The sequence below is a fragment of the Aeromonas sp. TW 6 genome (assembly GCF_013168745.1).
GTDB classification, from domain to species: Bacteria; Pseudomonadota; Gammaproteobacteria; order Enterobacterales; family Aeromonadaceae; genus Aeromonas; species Aeromonas caviae.
Window position 1 is genome coordinate 121257 of record NZ_JABERS010000001.1, and the last position, 17482, is coordinate 138738.

Here is a 17482-nt window from a genome sequence, read left to right on the forward strand (position 1 = left end):
CTCGCATCGCACGCCAAGCTCACTCCCGGGACTGCCGAGCCAGCCAGAGCAGCGCCTCCGCGTCGTCCGGCTGCACCGCCGCCAGCCAGCAGCCGCTGTAATGTTCGTACTCGAGCCGAAAGCAGCTGCCTTCAAACTCCAGCAGCCAGCTGTGGCGATCCGCCCCCCACTCCCGCTCGAGTGCCGCCAGCTCCCACTCCTGCAACAGGGCCTCTGCCAGAGTCGGGAAGCTGTCCCAGTCAAGGCCCGGGCAGGTCAGCATCACCACCCCGGCTTCCCTGTCTATCTGCGTGATACGCCAGTTCATCTGCGGCTCCTCAACTGCTGCACGAGAGCTCGCCCCCGCAATACCAGCCCGGATGCGGGGTGGCGAGATCCTCGTATTCGGGTTGGTCATCATAGGGGTGCTGCAGGGCCACAAACAGCCGCTCGAACGGCGCCATGTCGCCCCGTTCAGCCGCCTCTATCACCTGCTGGGCCAGGGCGTTGCGCAGCACATACTTGGGATTGACCGCATCCATCTGCCCCTTACGCACGCCATCCTCGCTCCCTTCCCGGGCGAGGCGTGCCCGATAGGCCTCAAGCCACCCCTGCCAGACGGCAGGATCGGGCAGCAAGGCCAGCAGGCGGGCGGGCCAGTCACCCTGAGCGGTCAATTCCCCCAGCCGTCGCAGGAAGAGGTGGTAATCCACCTTGTGCGCCGCCAGCAGCCGGAACAACTCGCGGAACAGCGCCGGATCGTCGTCTTCCCACACCGCCAGCCCCAGCTTGGCGCGCATCAGCTCGGAGTAGTGCAACATCAGCTGGTGCTCGTACTGGGCCAGGGCCGACGCGAGCGCGTCGCCATCCACATGGCCGGCCAGCGCCTGCGCCAGCTTCTGCAGGTTCCAGTATCCGACCGCAGGCTGCTGATCCAGCGCATAGCGGCCGTCCGGATCCGAGTGGTTGCAGACGAAGTCCGGCACATAGGCATCGATGAAACCATAGGGGCCGTAATCCAAGGTCAACCCGAGCAGGGACATGTTGTCGGTGTTCATCACCCCGTGACAGAACCCCGCCGCCTGCCACTTGGCGATGAGCCGCGCGGTGCGGCGCACTACTTCGGCAAACAGCTCGGCGCCATCGGCCAGCTCGGGGAAGTGGTAACGCCGCGCATAGTCGATGAGGGCGGGGATCTTCTCCCCCTGCCCGCTCCAGGCGAAATACTCGAAGTGACCGAAGCGCAGATGGCTCGGCGCGGTGCGCAGCACGGTCGCCCCGCTCTCCACCAGCTCCCGGTAGACAGGCTCGTCACTGCCCAGCAGCACCAGAGCCCGGGTGGTGGGAATGCCGAGGGCATGCAGCGCCTCGGAAGCCAGGTACTCGCGAATGCTGGATCGCAGCACGGCACGGCCGTCGCCGAAGCGGGAGAATGGCGTCTTGCCCGCCCCTTTGAGGTGCAGGTCCCAACGGCACCCATCCGGCGCCAGCTGCTCCCCCAGCAGCAGGGCGCGGCCATCCCCGAGACGCGGGCTGTAGCCGCCGAACTGGTGGCCCGCATAGACCTGAGCCACCGGCTGCATGCCCGGCAGGGGCTGCCCCTGGCCGCAACAGGCGAGCCACTGCGCCTCGCTCACCTCCCCGAGCCCCAGCTCCCCAAGCAGCGCACGGTTCAGATGCAGCAATCTGGGGCCATGCAGCGGCTGCGGGGCAACGGGCTCGCAAGCCCAGGGGAGTTCGGTGGCAAAAGTGTTGATCAACTTCATGGTGATGAGGGTTGTCCCTGCGTATGCTCGTGTCACTCTTTATACCGCCGTCGGCTCGTCGAGGCTAACAGGCGATCACGATTATTCATTTCAAGGAGAAGACGATGCAAAAGTGGGTCTATACCCTGCCCCTGCTGGCGCTTGCCTGGGGCCATCAGGCCAAGGCGGCCGACATAGACGAAGGCAAGGCCAAATCCGTGGTCTGTGCCGCCTGTCATGGCGCGGATGGCAAGGCGAGCGTCCCGACCTACCCCCACCTCGCGGGCCAGAACCAGGCCTATTTGCTCAAGCAGATGAAGGCGTTCAAGGAGGGTTCCCGTACCGAGCCACTGATGGTTCCCTTCATGGCGATGCTGACCGAGGCGGACATGGAGAATCTGGCGGCCTATTACGCCAACCTCAAATAATGCATGGCGCCGACCAACGGGCGCCTTTCCACTGTTTGTTGTGCCAGCCTACCGGCCTGGGCCTGCTGCGGTCGATGACAAGGTCTACCAGGGCCGACCCTACCGGCGGCAGTAGTCGATGATCAGGTCCATAAATGCCTCACCGAAGCGCTCCAGCTTGCGGTGACCGACACCGTTGACCGCTAGCATTTCCTCCTCGGTCATCGGCATGAGCTGCGCCATCTCCACCAGAGTCGCATCGTTGAACACCACGTAGGGCGGCACCTCTTCATCCTCGGCGATCTGCTTGCGCAGGGCGCGCAGCTCCTTGAACAGCCGCTTGTCATAATTGGCGTTGTCGAGCAGGCCGTTGCGCTTCTCCTTGCGGCTGGAGATGGGCTGCAGGCGGGGTACCGCCAATTCCAGCTTCACCTCGCCGCGCAGCACGGGGCGGGCCGCTTCGGTCAACTGCAACACCAGATTGCGGGTGATGTTCTGGGTCAGCAATCCCTTGTGGATCAGCTGGCGGATGACGCTCATCCAGTATTCGTGGCTCTGATCCTTGCCGATGCCGTAGGTCGAGAGCTTGTCGTGACCGTGATCCTTGATGCGCTGGTTCAGCGACCCGCGCAGCACCTCCACCACATAACCCACCCCGAAATTCTGTCCCACCCGCCAGACACAGGAGAGCGCCTTCTGGGCATCTTCGGTGCCGTCATAACTCTGGGGTGGATCGAGGCAGATGTCGCAGTTGCCGCACGGCTTGTCGTTGTACTCGCCGAAGTAGTTGAGCAGCACCTGACGGCGGCAGGTCTGCGCCTCGGCAAAGGCCGCCATCACGTTGAGCTTGTACTGCTCCACCTGCAGCTGCTGGGGGTTTTCGATGTTGTCGAGCAGCCGGCGCACCCGCCCGATGTCGGCGGGATCGTAGAGCATCAGCGCCTCGGCCGGAGTGCCGTCACGCCCGGCACGGCCGGTTTCCTGATAGTAGGATTCGATGTTCTTCGGGATGTCGTAGTGCACCACGAAGCGCACGTTGGGCTTGTCGATGCCCATGCCAAACGCCACCGTCGCCACCACGATCTCGATGTCATCCTTGAGGAAGGCCTCCTGGGTCTGCTGACGCAGCTCCAGCGGCAGACCGGCATGATAGGGTGCCGCCTTGCAGCCGTGACGGGAGAGCCGCTCGGCCACCTCCTCCACCCGATTGCGGCTGGAGCAGTAGACGATGCCGCAGTTGCCCTTCTGGCTCTGCACGTAGCGCAGCAGCTGCTCCGCTGCCTTGAACTTCTCCACCAGGCTGTAGCGGATATTGGGCCGATCGAAGCTGGCGGTGTGGATGAAGGGATCGTTCAGTTCCAGCCGGTGCAGCATGTCGCTGCGGGTCGCCTCGTCGGCGGTGGCGGTGAGCGCTACCACCGGCACCTGGGGGAACCACTGCTTGAGCCGTCCCAGCGCCGCGTATTCCGGCCGAAAATCGTGCCCCCACTGGGAGACGCAGTGCGCCTCGTCGATGGCGAACAGGCCGAGGGGCAGCTCCGCCAACCGGTCCATGAACTCGTGCTGCAGCAAACGCTCGGGGGAAACATAAACCAGCTTGATCTCGCCCCGGCGCATGGCGGCAAAGTTCTGGATCATCTCTTCCCGGCTCAGTGCCGAGTTGATGTAGACCGCCGCCACGCCGTTGGCGCGCAGGGTGTCGACCTGATCCTTCATCAGCGAGATGAGGGGGGAGACCACCACCCCGAGCCCGGGCCGCAGCAACGCCGGGATCTGGTAGCAGAGCGACTTGCCGCCGCCGGTGGGCTTGAGCACCAGGGCATCGCGCCCCGCCACGATCTGCTCGATGATTTCGAGCTGGCCCGGCCGAAACTGCTGATAGCCAAACACCGCCTGCAACAGGGCAAGGGGATTCTCTGGCTGAGGGTCAGGCAGGGTTTCGGCAATGACGGTCATGGGCTCTCCTTTGGGGTCGCCATTCTAAAGCAGCCGCCGCCCACAATAAACCTGCCATTGCGAGTGTTAAGGAAGTGTTGCAGACTGGCTGGAGTTTTTACTCGGCTTTGATGACAGGGCGGACTCAAGGAATGAAACAGATGCTCAAGAAGATGGCGCTCAGTGGCATAGCCAACCTGTTCGCCGAGAGGATGCCCTTCAACAAACTGATCGGCATGCAAGTCACCCACTACGACTTCGATAAAGTGGAGCTGCGCATCAAGATGGAACAGAAGCTCATCGGCAACCCTTTTCACAACATACTGCACGGCGGGGTCACCGCCAGCCTGCTCGATGTGGCGGGCGGCATGATAGTCGCAGCCTCCTGCATCGACGAGCTGGAGGACTTCTCCCCCAGCTATCTCAAGGAGCGCTTCTCGCGGCTTGGCACCATCGATCTGCGGGTGGACTATCTTCGTCCCGGTCGCGGCAACGAGTTCATCGCCACCGCCCACATCATCCGGGCAGGCAGCAAGGTCGCGGTCGCCCGCATGGAGCTGCACAACGAAGAGGGCACTCACATCGCCTTCGGCACGGGGACCTACCTCGTCGGCTAATGGTTTTTATTGCATAAAAAGTGCGCTTCTAAGCTGATTTTAATCATTAGAATTCTTACCCCCTCCTCCGCTCAGGGTCCATACTGAAAGTCGGGATTCTGTGCAGAGGGAGGATTGCAGACGATGAGCGCGATACTGGCTACCCAACCATCCAGAGCCTTGCTGACACGACTTGAGGCCATGCGCGAAGAAGTGCAGACCCCAGAGTGCCGTCACTGGTTGGAACAGGAGCTGGAGGGGTATTCTCTCTGTTCACCCCTGCCCTGGTATCGCATCATTGCCTGTCGGCAACGCGGTCACTTCCTGAATCTGAAGACGGGAAAATATCTGACTTGCCATATCGGCAGCCAAACGCTAAGCCAACGCGACCTGGCCCAAGTTCAGTTCATCTATGCCCGTGAACCCGCCGCCCACTATTTACTGCGTCACGATTCCCATATCGAGCCCTGGCCGGAATCGCTGCTGGAAGCGTATCGAGAGCAGCTGATCCCTGGTCATCTCTGCCTGCAAGCCTGGCATGAGCCCGTGTCTTCGCTGCGTTCACAACTGATGGAGGGAATAGCACATTTCATTAGTGAGTACCCCAAGCATGCAGCCCTGCAAACCCAACACGGTTTCAAGGCATTGCGGCATCAACACTGGCATATCTGAATGAGCGCCTGGGGCGCAAGGAGGGCACCATCGACAAGACCCATAACGAGATTGTCACAATCTAGAGTGCCGGAGTCAGGATCAGACTCCACCAGTGGGGCCACCGAGCGGTGGCCCTTTTAGTTGGGCAAATGAGGGAGATCGGAGCAGTAGAAGCATTCGACAATGGAAATGTCAGCTTTGCTTCAACAAACCAAATGCGAAAAGGCCGCTCATTGAGCGGCCTTTTCAAATGTGGTCGGTGTGAGAGGATTCGAACCTCCGACCCCTTCGTCCCGAACGAAGTGCGCTACCAAGCTGCGCTACACACCGATGTCTGCGGGGCGAGAATTTACCGAAAGCCCCGACCCGACACAAGCCTTTTTTTGCATTCACTCTAAAAAAATGGCTTTACGCTCAATAATTCAGCGAGTCGCAGCAAAAATCGCCCACAAGGTATCTTTCCGCCTGCCTTCAGTCCTGTCGAGGCAACCTGAACTCGGTCGGCCCCAGCAAACGCCGGCTCCAATCCGCCACCACTCCATGTTCCAGCCAATGAGCCGCATGCTGGCGCCAGTTGGGAGAGAGCGCCGGGTTCTCCAGCAGCAGTTGCAGCTCTTCCTCGTTGCGAGCCTGGTTGAACAGGATGTCGGCGGTGCGCTTCACCGTCAGCTCAGGGTAGGGTCTGTCCACCAGTGTCAGCTCCCCCTGCGGATCCACCCTTCCCTCTTCCAGCACCCGCAGCAGCCAGCCACAGCGACCACTCAGCTGCATCACCTGGGAGAGCTGGCCATAGCCAAAGCGCTGGTTGAGCTTGAAACAGGGGGATCTGGGCTGGCTTATCTGGATCAGCGCCTCTCCAAGTCGATAAACATCGCCGATGCAGGCCTGCGCCTCCGTCAGCCCCGAACCAGAGAGATTCTCGCCAAAGGCGGCAGGCTGCCAGGGTGTGCGTGGTACAGGCAGTCCCAGCGCGGTTTGCCAGGTTTTCCACCAGGCGTAGTGCTCCGCAGGGTAATGGTGCAGGGCCCGATCCGGGCCGCCATGATGGCGTCTGTCGCTCTGCTCATCCCCGCGAAGGCCGAGGAAATCGCACCACAGAGGGGCGTTGGCAGGCTGCTTGTGGATGGCACTGATGAGGCCGGGGGCCTGCTCTGGGTTCAGTTCGGCGCTCTGGCCGATGAAGAGGGAGATCCGCATTCCATTCTCCTGACGGATGGGGGAATGCGGATCTTATCACGGGGCAAGTCAGGCAACTGCCTGCATCTGGGTGGTCATGGCGATTTCGGCACGGCGGCGTTTCTCCGCCCGGGCCATCAGATACCAGCTACCGAAGGTGAACAGGGATACCGACAGCAGGATCAGACTCGCGATAGCGTTGATCTCGGGCTTCACGCCGAGACGCACCGCCGAGAACACCTCCATCGGCAAGGTGGTCGAACCCGGGCCGGAGACGAAGCTCGCCAGCACCAGATCATCCAGCGACAGGGCGAACGACATCATGCCACCCGCCGCCAGCGACGGGGCGATCATCGGGATGGTGATCAGGAAGAACACCTTCCAGGGCTTGGCTCCCAGGTCCATGGCCGCCTCCTCGATGGAGAGATCCAGCTCCCGCAGCCGCGCCGACACCACGATCGCCACATAGGCGGTACAGAAGGTGGTATGCGCTATCCAGATGGTCAGCATGCCCCGCTCCGCGGGCCAACCCACCAGCTGGGCCATGGCCACGAACAGCAGCAGCAGGGAGAGACCGGTGATCACCTCGGGCATCACCAGCGGCGCCGTCACCATGCCGCCGAACAGGGTCCGGCCACGGAAGTGAGGGATCCGGGTCAGCACGAAGGCCGCCACCGTCCCCAGCGCCACCGCCGCGATGGCGGTGTAGAAGGCGATCTCCAGGGAGCGGAACACGGACCCGATCAACTGTTTGTTGTCGAGCAGGCCGAAGTACCACTTGAGCGACCAGCCCCCCCACACCGTCACCAGCTTGGAGGCGTTGAAGGAGTAGATGACCATGATGATCATGGGCAGGTAGATGAACAGCAGCCCCAGCCACAGCATCAGCTTGGCAAAACCGAAACGTCTCATGCCTTGCCCTCCAGCTCTTTGGCCTGGTTGCGGTTGAACAGGATGATGGGAATGATCAGCACTGCCAGCATCACCACCGCCAGGGCGGAGGCCACCGGCCAGTCACGGTTGTTGAAGAACTCCTGCCACAACACCTTGCCGATCATCAGGGTCTCCGGGCCACCCAGCATCTCGGGGATGACGAACTCGCCCACCACCGGGATGAAGACCAGCATGCAACCGGCGATGATGCCGTTCTTGGAGAGTGGCACCGTGATCTGCCAGAACCGGGTCAGGTTGCGGGCACCCAGATCGGAGGCCGCCTCCAGCAGGCTCTGGTCGTGCTTGACCAGGTTGGCGTAGAGCGGCAGCACCATGAACGGCAGGTAGGAGTAAACGATGCCGATATAGACCGCCAGGTTGGTATTGAGGATCTGCAGCGGTTCGTCGATCACCCCGATGCCCAGCAGGACGCTGTTGAGCAGGCCGTTGTTGCTGAGGATCCCCATCCAGGCGTAGACCCGGATCAGGATCGCCGTCCAGGTCGGCATCATGATGAGCAGCAGCAGAACGGTCTGGGTCTCCTTGTTGGCCCGCGAAATGGCGTAAGCCATGGGATAACCGATCAACAGGCAGAGCAGGGTGCTGACCAGGGCTATCTTGAGGGACCCCAGATAAGCCGCGATGTAGAGCTCATCCTCCTGCAGCAGCAGGTAGTTGCCCAGGTTGAGCAGTATGGTGAGCTGATTGTCTGCCCAGCTCACCACGTCCGTGTAGGGCGGGATGGCCACGTCCGCTTCGGCGAAGCTGATCTTCACGACGATGATGAAGGGCAGCAGGAAGAAGAGGAACAGCCAGAAGAAGGGGATGCCGATCACCAGCTGCCGCCCTCCCACCTGTTTGAGTCGTCTCAATGCCTTCATGATTGCAGCACCACGCCGCTGTCATCTTCCCAGTAGAGGAACACCTGGTCATCCCAGGTCGGCCGTTTGCCGTGGCGTTCGGCATTGGCGATGAAAGCCTGAACGATTTTGCCCGAGGGCAACTGGATGTGATACACGGAATGGCCGCCCAGATAGGCGATGTCATAAACCTCGCCCTTGGTCCAGTTGAAGTCCGGATGCTCGATCTCTTCCGGCTTTTGCAGGCTCATCAGCAGTTTTTCCGGACGCAGGGCATAGGTGACCTTCTTGTTCTCCGCCCGGGAGCTGATGCCGTGACCCACATAGATGGGCTGCTCCAGATCCGCACAGGCGATGATGGCGTGGTCCTGCTCATCCTCCACCAGCAGGCCGTCAAACAGGTTGACGTTGCCGATGAACTCGCACACCAGCCGGCTGGCCGGGGTTTCGTAGATGTCCATCGGGCTGCCGATCTGCTCGATGCAACCGAGGTGCATGATGGCGATCCGCTCGGCCATGGTCATGGCTTCTTCCTGATCGTGGGTCACCATGACGCAGGTCACGCCGACCCGCTCGATGATCTCGACCAGCTCGAGCTGCATGGTGGAGCGCAGCTTCTTGTCCAGCGCCCCCATGGGCTCGTCCAGCAGCAGCAGCTTGGGACGCTTGGCCAGGGAACGAGCCAGGGCCACCCGCTGACGCTGACCACCGGAGAGCTGGTGCGGCTTGCGGCGGGCGTACTGGGTCATCTGCACCAGCTTGAGCATCTCTTCCACCCGGGCATCGATCTCCGCCTTGGGCAGGCCATCCTGCTTGAGGCCGAAGGCGATGTTCTGGGCCACCGTCATGTGGGGGAACAGGGCATAGGACTGGAACATCATGTTGATGGGGCGCTCGTACGGCGGCATGTCGGTAATGTCGACGCCGTCGAGGAACAGCCGTCCTTCCGTGGGTCGCTCGAACCCGGCCAGCATCCGCAGCAAGGTGGACTTGCCGGAGCCGGACCCACCCAGCAGGGCGAAGATCTCGCCCTTGTGGATGTTGAGAGACACGTTGTCGACCGCCAGCGTTTCGTCGAACTGCTTGCTTACCCTGTCTATTTTGACCAGCACTTCTTTACGCTGCTGGCTGCCCTCGAGGGCTTTCTTGTAGGCACTGGAGGCTATCGCCATTACCAAACTCCCAAAGGTGATTCCGGCCTGGGCCGATCCATCAATACAATCTGGCGCCCCGGGATGGGCGCCAAGGTTAGGTTCCGGATTTGATCTTGGTCCAACTCCGGGTGATCAGGCGCTGCACCGAGCGGGGATGTGCTTCCTGCACATACAGACGCTCAAGCACCGCCTGGGGGGGATAGACAGACTCGTCCTCGCGCACGGCCTTGTCCATGAACTCTCCCGCCTTGATGTTCGGGTTCGCGTAACCCACATAGTCGCTCACCTTGGCGATGACCTGCGGTTCGAGAATGTAGTTGATCAAGGCGTGAGCCTCTTTCACGTTGGTGGCATCGGCCGGGATCGCCATCATGTCGAACCAGAGATTGCCACCCTCCTTGGGGATGCTGTAGGCAATATTGATCCCCTTGCCCGCCTCCTCGGCCCGGGACGCCGCCTGCAGGATGTCGCCGGAGAAACCCGCCGCCACGCAGATGTTGCCGTTGGCGAGGTCACCGATGTACTTGGAGGAGTGGAAGTAGGCCACGTAGGGGCGCACCTTGAGCAGCTGCTCTTCGGCCCGCTTGATATCCGCCGGCTCATGGCTGTTGGGGTTGAGCCCCAGGTAGTTGAGGGCAGCCGGGATCATCTCGTCCGCCGAATCGAGGAAGGCCACGCCGCACTGGGAGAGCTTCTTCATGTTTTCCGGCTCGAAGATGGTCGCCCAGGAGTCAATCTTGTCGACACCCAGCACTTCCTTGATCTTGTCGACGTTGTAACCGATGCCGTTGGTACCCCAGAGGTAGGGCACGGCGTACTGATGGCCCGGATCCACCTTCTCGAGCTGCTTGAGCAGCATGGGGTCCAGGTTGCTCAGGTTTGGCAGCAGGGTGAGGTCCAGCTTCTGGAAGGCCCCCGCCTTGATCTGCTTGGCCAGGAAATTGTTGGAGGGCACGACCAGATCGTAGCCGGTGCGTCCGGTCAGCAGCTTGCCTTCCAGCGTCTCGTTGGAGTCAAACACGTCGTAGACGGTCTTGATCCCGGTCTTCTGCTGAAAGTCACTGAGGGTGGTCTCGCCGATATAATCGGACCAGTTGTAAAAATGAACCACAGGGGCTGCCTGGGTCAGATTTGCAAACCCCAGGGTCAGGGCCAGCGTTGCCATCTTGGTCATCTGCACTTATCAGTCCTCATTTGTGTGATTTTGCCAGTCGCGCATCCATACGCGCCGTCCAACCTGTCGGGTGGTCACCACCCTCCCGGCCGAACTGCGGACCGGGAGGGGTACTCGTCACTCTTACTTGCCTGACTTGATCTTGGTCCAGCTGCGGGTCATCAGACGCTGCACCTTGGCCGGCAGATCCGGGAAGGTGTAGATCTTCTTGAGGGTATCCGGCGTCGGGTAGATACCCGGGTCGGTACGGATCGCCTCGTCCACCAGCGGCGTGGCCGCCTTGTTGCCGTTCGGGAACTGCACCACGTTGGTGATGTTCGCGATCACGTCCGGCTTCATCAGGTAATTGATGAAGGTGTGGGCCGCCTCGACGTTCTTGGCATCCGCCGGGATGGCGATCATGTCGAAGAAGCTGCCTGCCCCCTCTTTCGGAATGGTGTAAGTCAGGCTGACACCGTTCTTGGCCTCGGCGGCACGCGCCTTGGACTGCTGCAGGTCACCGGAGTAACCCACTGCCACGCACAGGTTGCCGTTGGCCAGATCCGAAATGTACTTGGAGGAGTGGAAGTAAGCGGTATAGGGACGGATGGAGAGGAACAACGCCTCTGCCTTCTTCAGCTCGTCCGGCTTCTGGCTGTCCGGCTTGAAGCCCAGGTATTGCAGGGCGGCCGGCAGCATTTCGGTCGGCGAGTCGAGGAAGGAGACACCGCACTCCTTCAGCTTGGCCATGTTCTCCGGCTTGAACACCAGATCCCAGGAGTCCACCGGGGCATCGGCCCCCAGCACGGCCTTCACCTTCTCGGCGTTGTAGGCATAGCCGATGGTGCCCCACAGGTAAGGGATGGAGTATTGGTTGCCCGGATCGCTCGGTTCGAGCGCCTTGAGCAGGTCGACGTCCAGGTTCTGCCAGTTGGAGAGTTTGGACTTGTCCAGCTTCTGGAAGACACCTGCCTTGATCTGCTTGGCCAGGAAGGGGTTGGACGGTACGACGATGTCATAGCCCGACTTGCCTGCCAGCAACTTGGCTTCCAGCACTTCGTTGCTGTCGAACACGTCGTAGACCACCTTGATGCCCGTCTCCTTCTGGAAGTTTTCCAGCGTATCCGGCGCGATGTAGTCGCTCCAGTTGTAGACGTGCAGCACCTTCTCGTCGGCCATCGCCCCGGTACTCATCATGACCAGCGCCACGGAAGCAGCCATCATTCCCTTTTTAAAAGACATAGTCCTTGTCTCCTAAGCAAATTGTATGCGTAAGCCAACCTGCCCGGTTCCCGCCTATTCCCGCAGCTTTGCAGCCGTCAGGTCCAGACTGAGCCTGGCCAGTTTGACCAATTCATCCACCTGTTCCTCGGTGATCACCAAGGGGGGCGATATGATCATGGTATCGCCGACAGCCCTCATCACCAAGCCATTGTTAAAACAGAACTCCCGACAGGTCATCCCGGCATGGAGCTCGGCCGGGAAGCGACGTTTCGTCTGCTTGTCCTGCACTATTTCCAGCGCGGCAACCAGGCCTTTTCCACGGGTTTCCCCCACCAGCGGATGGTCCGCCAGCTCAGCCCAGCGGTGCTGCAAATAGGGGCCGATACTATCATGAACTCGCTTAACTATGCTCTCCCTTTGCATAAGCTGGATGTTGGCAATGGCCACGGCGCAGGCGACCGGATGGCCGGAATAGGTGAAGCCATGGTTGAACTCGCCCCCCTCTTCCACCAGCACCCTGGCTACCCTGTCCCCTACCATCACGGCGCCCATCGGCAGATAGCCGGAGGTAATGCCCTTGGCCAGGCACATGAGGTCGGGTTTGATGCCAAAACCTTCACTGGCAAACCAGTGACCGGTGCGGCCAAAGCCGCAGATCACCTCGTCGGCGATAAGCAGGATGCCGTACTGGTCGCAGATGCGCTGGATCTCGGGCCAGTAGCTCTCGGGCGGAATGATGACCCCCCCCGCACCCTGGATAGGCTCGCCGATGAAGGCGGCCACCTTGTCCACCCCCAGTGCCAGGATCTTCTCTTCCAGCTGGCGGGCACGGGCCAGACCGAACTCGTGGGCGCTCATGCCCTCTCCCTCACCGAAGTGATAGGGCTGGTCGATGTGTACTATGCCCGGAATGGGCAAGCCGCCCTGGGCGTGCATCCCCTTCATGCCGCCCAGACTGGCCCCCGCCACGGTGGAGCCGTGATAGGCATTGTGGCGGCTGATGATCACCTGCTTGTCAGGTTGTCCCTTGCTGGCCCAGTAGTGGCGCACCATGCGCAGCACGGTGTCGTTGCACTCGGAACCCGAGCCGGTGAAGAAGACGTGGTTGAGGTGGGAAGGGGTGATCTCGGCCAGCAGGGTGGCCAGCTCGGCAGCAGGGGGGTGGCTGGTCTGGAAGAAGAGGTTGTAGTAGGGCAGTTGCTGCATCTGGCGAGTGGCGGCATCCACCAGCTCCTGACGGCCGTAGCCCATGTTGACGCACCACAGACCCGCCATCCCGTCCAGAATGCGCTTGCCTTCGGAGTCTTCCAGATAGACGCCTTCGGCCTTGGTGATGATGCGACTGCCCTTCTTGTTCAGGGCCTGAAAATCGGTAAACGGATGCAGATGATGGCTGGCTTCCAGTTGCTGCCACTCACGGGTCGTGTGCTGCATTGCTTGCTCCTCGGTTCCTTCGATTCGGCGAATCTTGTCGCCATTCATGAGGGCACGGGTGGCCTGCCCGGTCACTGCCATTCACGGGGCTGGCACTCTCTTGCCTGCTCGATGCCTTTCCGTGGGGCGAACATCGTCGCCAGTTGATTGCAGGTGACCCCCCTCTCCATTGCGAGAGCGGGCCTCACCTTTACTCGGTGCCTTCCGGGTCGCGGGCACCGCCGCGAGACGGGCCTTCGGCCCCTTGCTTGCGATATGACGGGGAGAGGCCTCCCCCGGGGACAGATCAGACGTTCAGCAGCAGGAATTCCCGTTCCCAGCGGCTGATCACGCCGAAATAGGTCTCGTACTCCTTGCGTTTGACGGCCACGAAGGCGCGGATGAAGCGCTCCCCCAGCATGTCCTTGATGGGTTCACACTGCTCCAGGTGGCTCAGCGATTCCTCCAGCGAGCGGGGCAGGCTGTAGGGCAGGTCATAGGCACTCGCCTTCATCTCCTGCATGGGTTCGAGCTTCTCCAGCATGCCGAGGTAGCCGCAGGCCAGGGTGGCGGCCAGGGCCAGATACGGGTTGGCATCGGCCCCGGCGAAGCGGTTCTCGACCCGACGTGCGCTCGGTTCGGAGAAGGGTACCCGCAGGCCGCAGGTGCGGTTTTCCACACCCCACTGCACGTTGCGCGGCGCACTCTCGCCAAAGGTGAGGCGGCGGTAGGAGTTGACGTTCGGCGCCAGCAGGGCGGTCACTGCCGGGGTGTATTTCTGCAGGCCGGCGATGAAATGCATGAACAGATCGGAGTTGCCCCCTTCGCTGGTACCAAACAGGTTGTTGCCATCCATGTCTTCCAGGCTCTGGTGGATGTGCATGGCGGAACCCGGTTCGTTGCTCATGGGCTTGGCCATGAAGGTGGCATAGATGCCGTGGCGATGGGCGGCCTCGCGCATGGTGCGCTTGAACAGAAACACCTGGTCGGCGAGATCGATGGCATCCCCGTGCAGGAAGTTGATCTCCATCTGGGCGGCGCCGGATTCGTGGATCAGGGTGTCCACCTCCAGCTCCTGGGCCTCGCAGTAGTCGTACATGTCCTCGAAGATGGGGTCGAATTCGTTCACCGCATCGATGCTGAACGACTGGCGGGCCGTTTCCGGGCGGCCGTTGCGGCCCACCGGCGGCACCAGTGGATAGTCGGGATCTTCGTTGCGGGTCACCAGGTAGAACTCCAGCTCCGGCGCCACCACCGGCTTCCAGCCCTGCTTCTCGTAGAATGACAGAACCCGGCGCAGCACGGAGCGGGGAGCGATGTCGATGAGCTTGCCGTTGACGTCAAAGCAGTCGTGGATCACCTGGGCGGTGGGCTCCAGCGCCCAGGGTACGAAACGAATGGTGTTGGGATCGGGATAGAGCTGCATGTCCCGCTCCAGCGGGTCTATCATGCTGTCGTCATCCGGGTACTCGCCGGTCACCGTCTGGGTGAAGATGACCTCGGGCAGCCGCATGCCCCCTTCGCGCAGAAACTTGTTGGCTGGAATGATCTTGCCTCGGGCATTGCCGGTGAAATCCGGAAACAGGCACTCCACTTCCGTGATGCGATTGCTCTCCATCCAGCCCTTGATACTGTCCATGTTAAACCCCGACTTTACGGTTGCCATTGTCAAGGGTGTCTAATATAAGGAACACCCTTGTTAATAAAATGTAATAGACCACACCATAAAAGCCCGTGATAAAGGCCTTTGTCAAGCATCGGTGTTTAAAAAACTATAAACAACGGCCTGTATAATGACCAGCGCGGCACCAAATACTAAACACTTTGTGTCACGATCAGCCCACTGCAAGCTCGATGCCAACGGCGGCGGGATCTCGTTCGATACTCAGTCAGACCCTGTCGGAGAAGGCCCATTTCTTTGCAAGGGCGCACACTCCTTATCCAATTTCCTTTGCATGTCTGCATTTTTTTGGTACAAGGCCCGCCCTGATTTGCACTCTCCTGCATGGATTTGGTGCAAAACGGGATACAAGGGCTTGGTCTGACGACAGACAGCCCCCATCAATGGGTAACATTGGGAAACTGACTGGTAGCAAACCGTATGTGTGATTTCATGACAGAAGACCAACTGACCTTCTACAAAGGCCAGATCGAGCGACAAATCCTTGAGCTCGAAGAACGTCTCAACTCCCAGGCCAGCCAGGCTATCGCCACCGATACCAACGAGATGGCGGATGAAATTGACCGTGCCAGTGTCGAGGAGGCCCGTCGCCTGGAGCTGAACCGCATCGAGCACGACAAGTTGCACCTGCGCAAGCTGAAAGGGGCGTTGAAGCGGATCAATGAAGGGGATTTTGGCTATTGCGAATCCTGTGGCGACGAGATCTCTCTCAAGCGGCTGCAGGCCCGTCCCGAGTCCCGCTTCTGTGTTGAATGCCAGAGCACCAAGGAATTCAACGACACTCACGTGTTCCGTCGCGTCGCCTGATGCGGCGAACAAGCCCGGCCTCGGTACGAGCCGGGCACAGGGCAGGCCATGCCCGAAGATGACGCGGCCGGGTGATCCCCGGCCCCTTTCACAGCAAGAGCGTGACAACTTCTGTTAGACTCCGGGCAAGTCCCGGATCCTACAGGAGATCAAAGCGTGAAATGGCTCATCAGGCTGTGCTTGTGCCTGCCATTGCTGGCACAAGCACAGACGCTCACCGTCAAGGTCCCCAGCCGACCGATCAACGATCTCGACAACGAATACCAGCTCAAGCTGCTGGAACTGGCGCTCAACCACGCCGGGCAGCCCTACAAGCTGGAGCGGGTCGACCTCAATCTCAACCAGTACAGCCTCCAGCAGGCGCTTGCCAAGGGCAAGGTCATCAATGTGTTCTGGATGGGTACCTCCAGCGCACTGGAATCCTCCCTCACCGCAGTGCCAATCCCGCTGTTTCGTGGCCTGGAAGGGCTGCGCCTCTCCTTCATCCACGCCGATGCCCAGGAGCGGTTCAACCAGATCAACACCCTGGCAGACCTCAAGAAACTGAAAGCCGCACAGGGGGTGGGCTGGGCCGACAACAAGATCCTGGAACTGGCAGGCATTCCCACCTATGCCGGGCGCTACAGCAACCTGTTTCGCCTGATGAATGACGGCGACAAGCTGGACTTCTTCCCCCGTGGTCTGGTGGAAATCTTCGCCGAACGCAGCGAGCTGGCGGCACAATATCCCAACCTGGTGATCGATCAGCACCTGCTGATCCGCTACCCCTTCGCCGAGTTCTTCTTCGTCAGCCCGGAGTCGCCGAAGCTGGCCAAGGCGATCCAGACCGGCCTCGAGCGTGCCTATGCCGACGGCAGCTTCATGGCGTTCTTTCGGGAGAACCCCAAGATCCGCGAGGCCCTGGCCAGCGCCAATCTGGAGCAGAGAGTCACCATCGCCCTGCCCAATCCCGACATGACCCCCTTGCTCAAAAGCATTCCGGCCCAATATTGGGAATATCCACCGTCTCAGGAGTAAATGGGCACGATATCCGGCGTTGAGAATATCCACCGCTGCGAGCATGAGCAGACACGGCCTCCGGTGTTGGAAATATCCACCGCTGCGAGCGTGAGCAGACACGGTATCCGGCGTTGGGAATATCCACCGCTGCGAGCGTGAACGGACACGGCCTCCGACGTTGGGAATATCCGCCGCCGGGAGCGTGATCAGCCGCGGGTCATCCCATCCGGTGGGCGCAGCCCGCCGCAGACGCACAGGAACGCGAGGTCGCCCGGCCTCAATACGCGCACCAGGGAGGTGCCATGAAACGACTGGATGACTGGTTTCGCGACTATGGCCAGAGCCATCAACACCCCGTCAATGTGGCCATCCACAAGGTGGCGGTGCCAGGCATCTACCTCTGCATCCTGGCACTGCTCTGGTGCCTGCCCGCAGGTCCCCTGCCAGCGTCCCTCAACTGGGCGGAGCTGGCGGCCATCCCGGTGCTGGTCTTCTACCTGCGGCTGTCGTTGACGATCTTTACGGGGATGACGGCCCTGACCGCCCTGGGGCTGGCCTTCTGCCACGTCTGGCAGGGGCCGCTGCTGTGGCCTGCCCTTATCGGGTTCGTGCTGTTCTGGATAGCCCAGTTCGTCGGTCACCATATCGAGGGGAAACGCCCCTCCTTTCTCACCGACCTGCAATTTCTGCTGGTAGGCCCCGCCTGGGTGCTGGCCAGCCTCTATCGTCGTTTGGGCATCCCTTTCTGAGGGAGGCCAACAGGAGA

General features: G+C 61.0%; 17 protein-coding genes and 1 tRNA gene. 6 read left to right on the forward strand and 12 right to left on the reverse strand.

Going from position 1 to position 17482, the window contains the following annotated elements; translation table 11 throughout:
- Positions 1-19: 19 nt before the first annotated feature.
- Together HKD46_RS00555 and HKD46_RS00560 are read right to left on the reverse strand one after the other, a co-directional pair.
- Entirely contained in the window at positions 20-307 is a 288-nt protein-coding gene (locus tag HKD46_RS00555; RefSeq protein WP_041214245.1) for a DUF3630 family protein, read from the reverse strand.
- 10 nt (positions 308-317) lie between these two features.
- Entirely contained in the window at positions 318-1745 is a 1428-nt protein-coding gene (locus tag HKD46_RS00560) for a YdiU family protein (protein WP_053288006.1), read from the reverse strand.
- Between the two features lie 104 nt (positions 1746-1849).
- Here HKD46_RS00560 and HKD46_RS00565 point away from each other — a divergent pair, with 104 nt between their 5' ends.
- On the forward strand, positions 1850-2152 hold the full coding sequence (locus HKD46_RS00565) for a cytochrome c (RefSeq protein WP_053288005.1): 303 nt from the start codon (positions 1850-1852) through the stop codon (positions 2150-2152).
- Positions 2153-2251: 99 nt separating this feature from the next.
- Here HKD46_RS00565 and recQ read toward each other — a convergent pair whose 3' ends face one another.
- On the reverse strand, positions 2252-4087 hold the full coding sequence (gene recQ / locus HKD46_RS00570; RefSeq protein ID WP_171864743.1) for an ATP-dependent DNA helicase RecQ: 1836 nt from the start codon (positions 4085-4087) through the stop codon (positions 2252-2254).
- Between the two features lie 131 nt (positions 4088-4218).
- Between recQ and HKD46_RS00575 the strand changes: the two genes are divergently transcribed.
- Complete coding sequence (locus tag HKD46_RS00575; protein ID WP_069784940.1) at positions 4219-4683, forward strand: thioesterase family protein; 465 nt, start codon at positions 4219-4221, stop codon at positions 4681-4683.
- Positions 4684-4806: 123 nt separating this feature from the next.
- Positions 4807-5334, forward strand: coding sequence for a hypothetical protein (locus HKD46_RS00580; RefSeq protein WP_010676052.1), 528 nt, complete (start codon positions 4807-4809; stop codon positions 5332-5334).
- Positions 5335-5569: 235 nt separating this feature from the next.
- Here the strand turns inward: HKD46_RS00580 and HKD46_RS00585 are convergent.
- From HKD46_RS00585 to HKD46_RS00625, 9 genes are all read right to left on the reverse strand, one after another.
- Positions 5570-5646 (reverse strand) — tRNA-Pro (locus HKD46_RS00585).
- Between the two features lie 141 nt (positions 5647-5787).
- A complete protein-coding gene (locus tag HKD46_RS00590) occupies positions 5788-6513 on the reverse strand; it encodes an MOSC domain-containing protein (protein WP_171864744.1) in 726 nt (241 codons plus the stop codon).
- Positions 6514-6561: 48 nt separating this feature from the next.
- Positions 6562-7404, reverse strand: coding sequence for an ABC transporter permease subunit (locus HKD46_RS00595; protein WP_010676054.1), 843 nt, complete (start codon positions 7402-7404; stop codon positions 6562-6564).
- Positions 7401-8306: an ABC transporter permease subunit gene (locus tag HKD46_RS00600; RefSeq protein WP_010676055.1), complete on the reverse strand. Its 906-nt coding sequence runs from the start codon at positions 8304-8306 to the stop codon at positions 7401-7403. Before HKD46_RS00600 ends, HKD46_RS00595 begins: the two co-directional genes overlap by 4 nt.
- Entirely contained in the window at positions 8303-9457 is a 1155-nt protein-coding gene (gene potA, locus HKD46_RS00605; RefSeq protein ID WP_010676056.1) for a polyamine ABC transporter ATP-binding protein, read from the reverse strand. Before potA ends, HKD46_RS00600 begins: the two co-directional genes overlap by 4 nt.
- Before the next feature lie 76 nt (positions 9458-9533).
- Positions 9534-10613, reverse strand: a complete 1080-nt coding sequence (locus HKD46_RS00610; protein WP_045522886.1) for a polyamine ABC transporter substrate-binding protein — start codon at positions 10611-10613, stop codon at positions 9534-9536.
- A 123-nt stretch (positions 10614-10736) separates the two neighbouring features.
- Positions 10737-11834, reverse strand: coding sequence for a polyamine ABC transporter substrate-binding protein (locus HKD46_RS00615; RefSeq protein WP_029314872.1), 1098 nt, complete (start codon positions 11832-11834; stop codon positions 10737-10739).
- Positions 11835-11888: 54 nt separating this feature from the next.
- Positions 11889-13250, reverse strand: a complete 1362-nt coding sequence (locus HKD46_RS00620) for an aspartate aminotransferase family protein (protein ID WP_113977701.1) — start codon at positions 13248-13250, stop codon at positions 11889-11891.
- 286 nt (positions 13251-13536) lie between these two features.
- Positions 13537-14868 (reverse strand): glutamine synthetase family protein, encoded by a 1332-nt coding sequence (locus HKD46_RS00625; RefSeq protein WP_010676060.1) that lies wholly within the window; start codon positions 14866-14868, stop codon positions 13537-13539.
- A 462-nt stretch (positions 14869-15330) separates the two neighbouring features.
- Here HKD46_RS00625 and HKD46_RS00630 point away from each other — a divergent pair, with 462 nt between their 5' ends.
- The 3 genes from HKD46_RS00630 to HKD46_RS00640 all read left to right on the forward strand — a co-directional run bounded on the left by HKD46_RS00630 (position 15331) and on the right by HKD46_RS00640 (position 17465).
- Positions 15331-15717, forward strand: coding sequence for a TraR/DksA C4-type zinc finger protein (locus HKD46_RS00630; RefSeq protein WP_010676061.1), 387 nt, complete (start codon positions 15331-15333; stop codon positions 15715-15717).
- 156 nt (positions 15718-15873) lie between these two features.
- Positions 15874-16734, forward strand: a complete 861-nt coding sequence (locus HKD46_RS00635) for a hypothetical protein (protein ID WP_010676062.1) — start codon at positions 15874-15876, stop codon at positions 16732-16734.
- A gap of 284 nt (positions 16735-17018) precedes the next feature.
- Positions 17019-17465 (forward strand): DUF962 domain-containing protein, encoded by a 447-nt coding sequence (locus HKD46_RS00640; protein WP_043153437.1) that lies wholly within the window; start codon positions 17019-17021, stop codon positions 17463-17465.
- Positions 17466-17482: the final 17 nt, after the last annotated feature.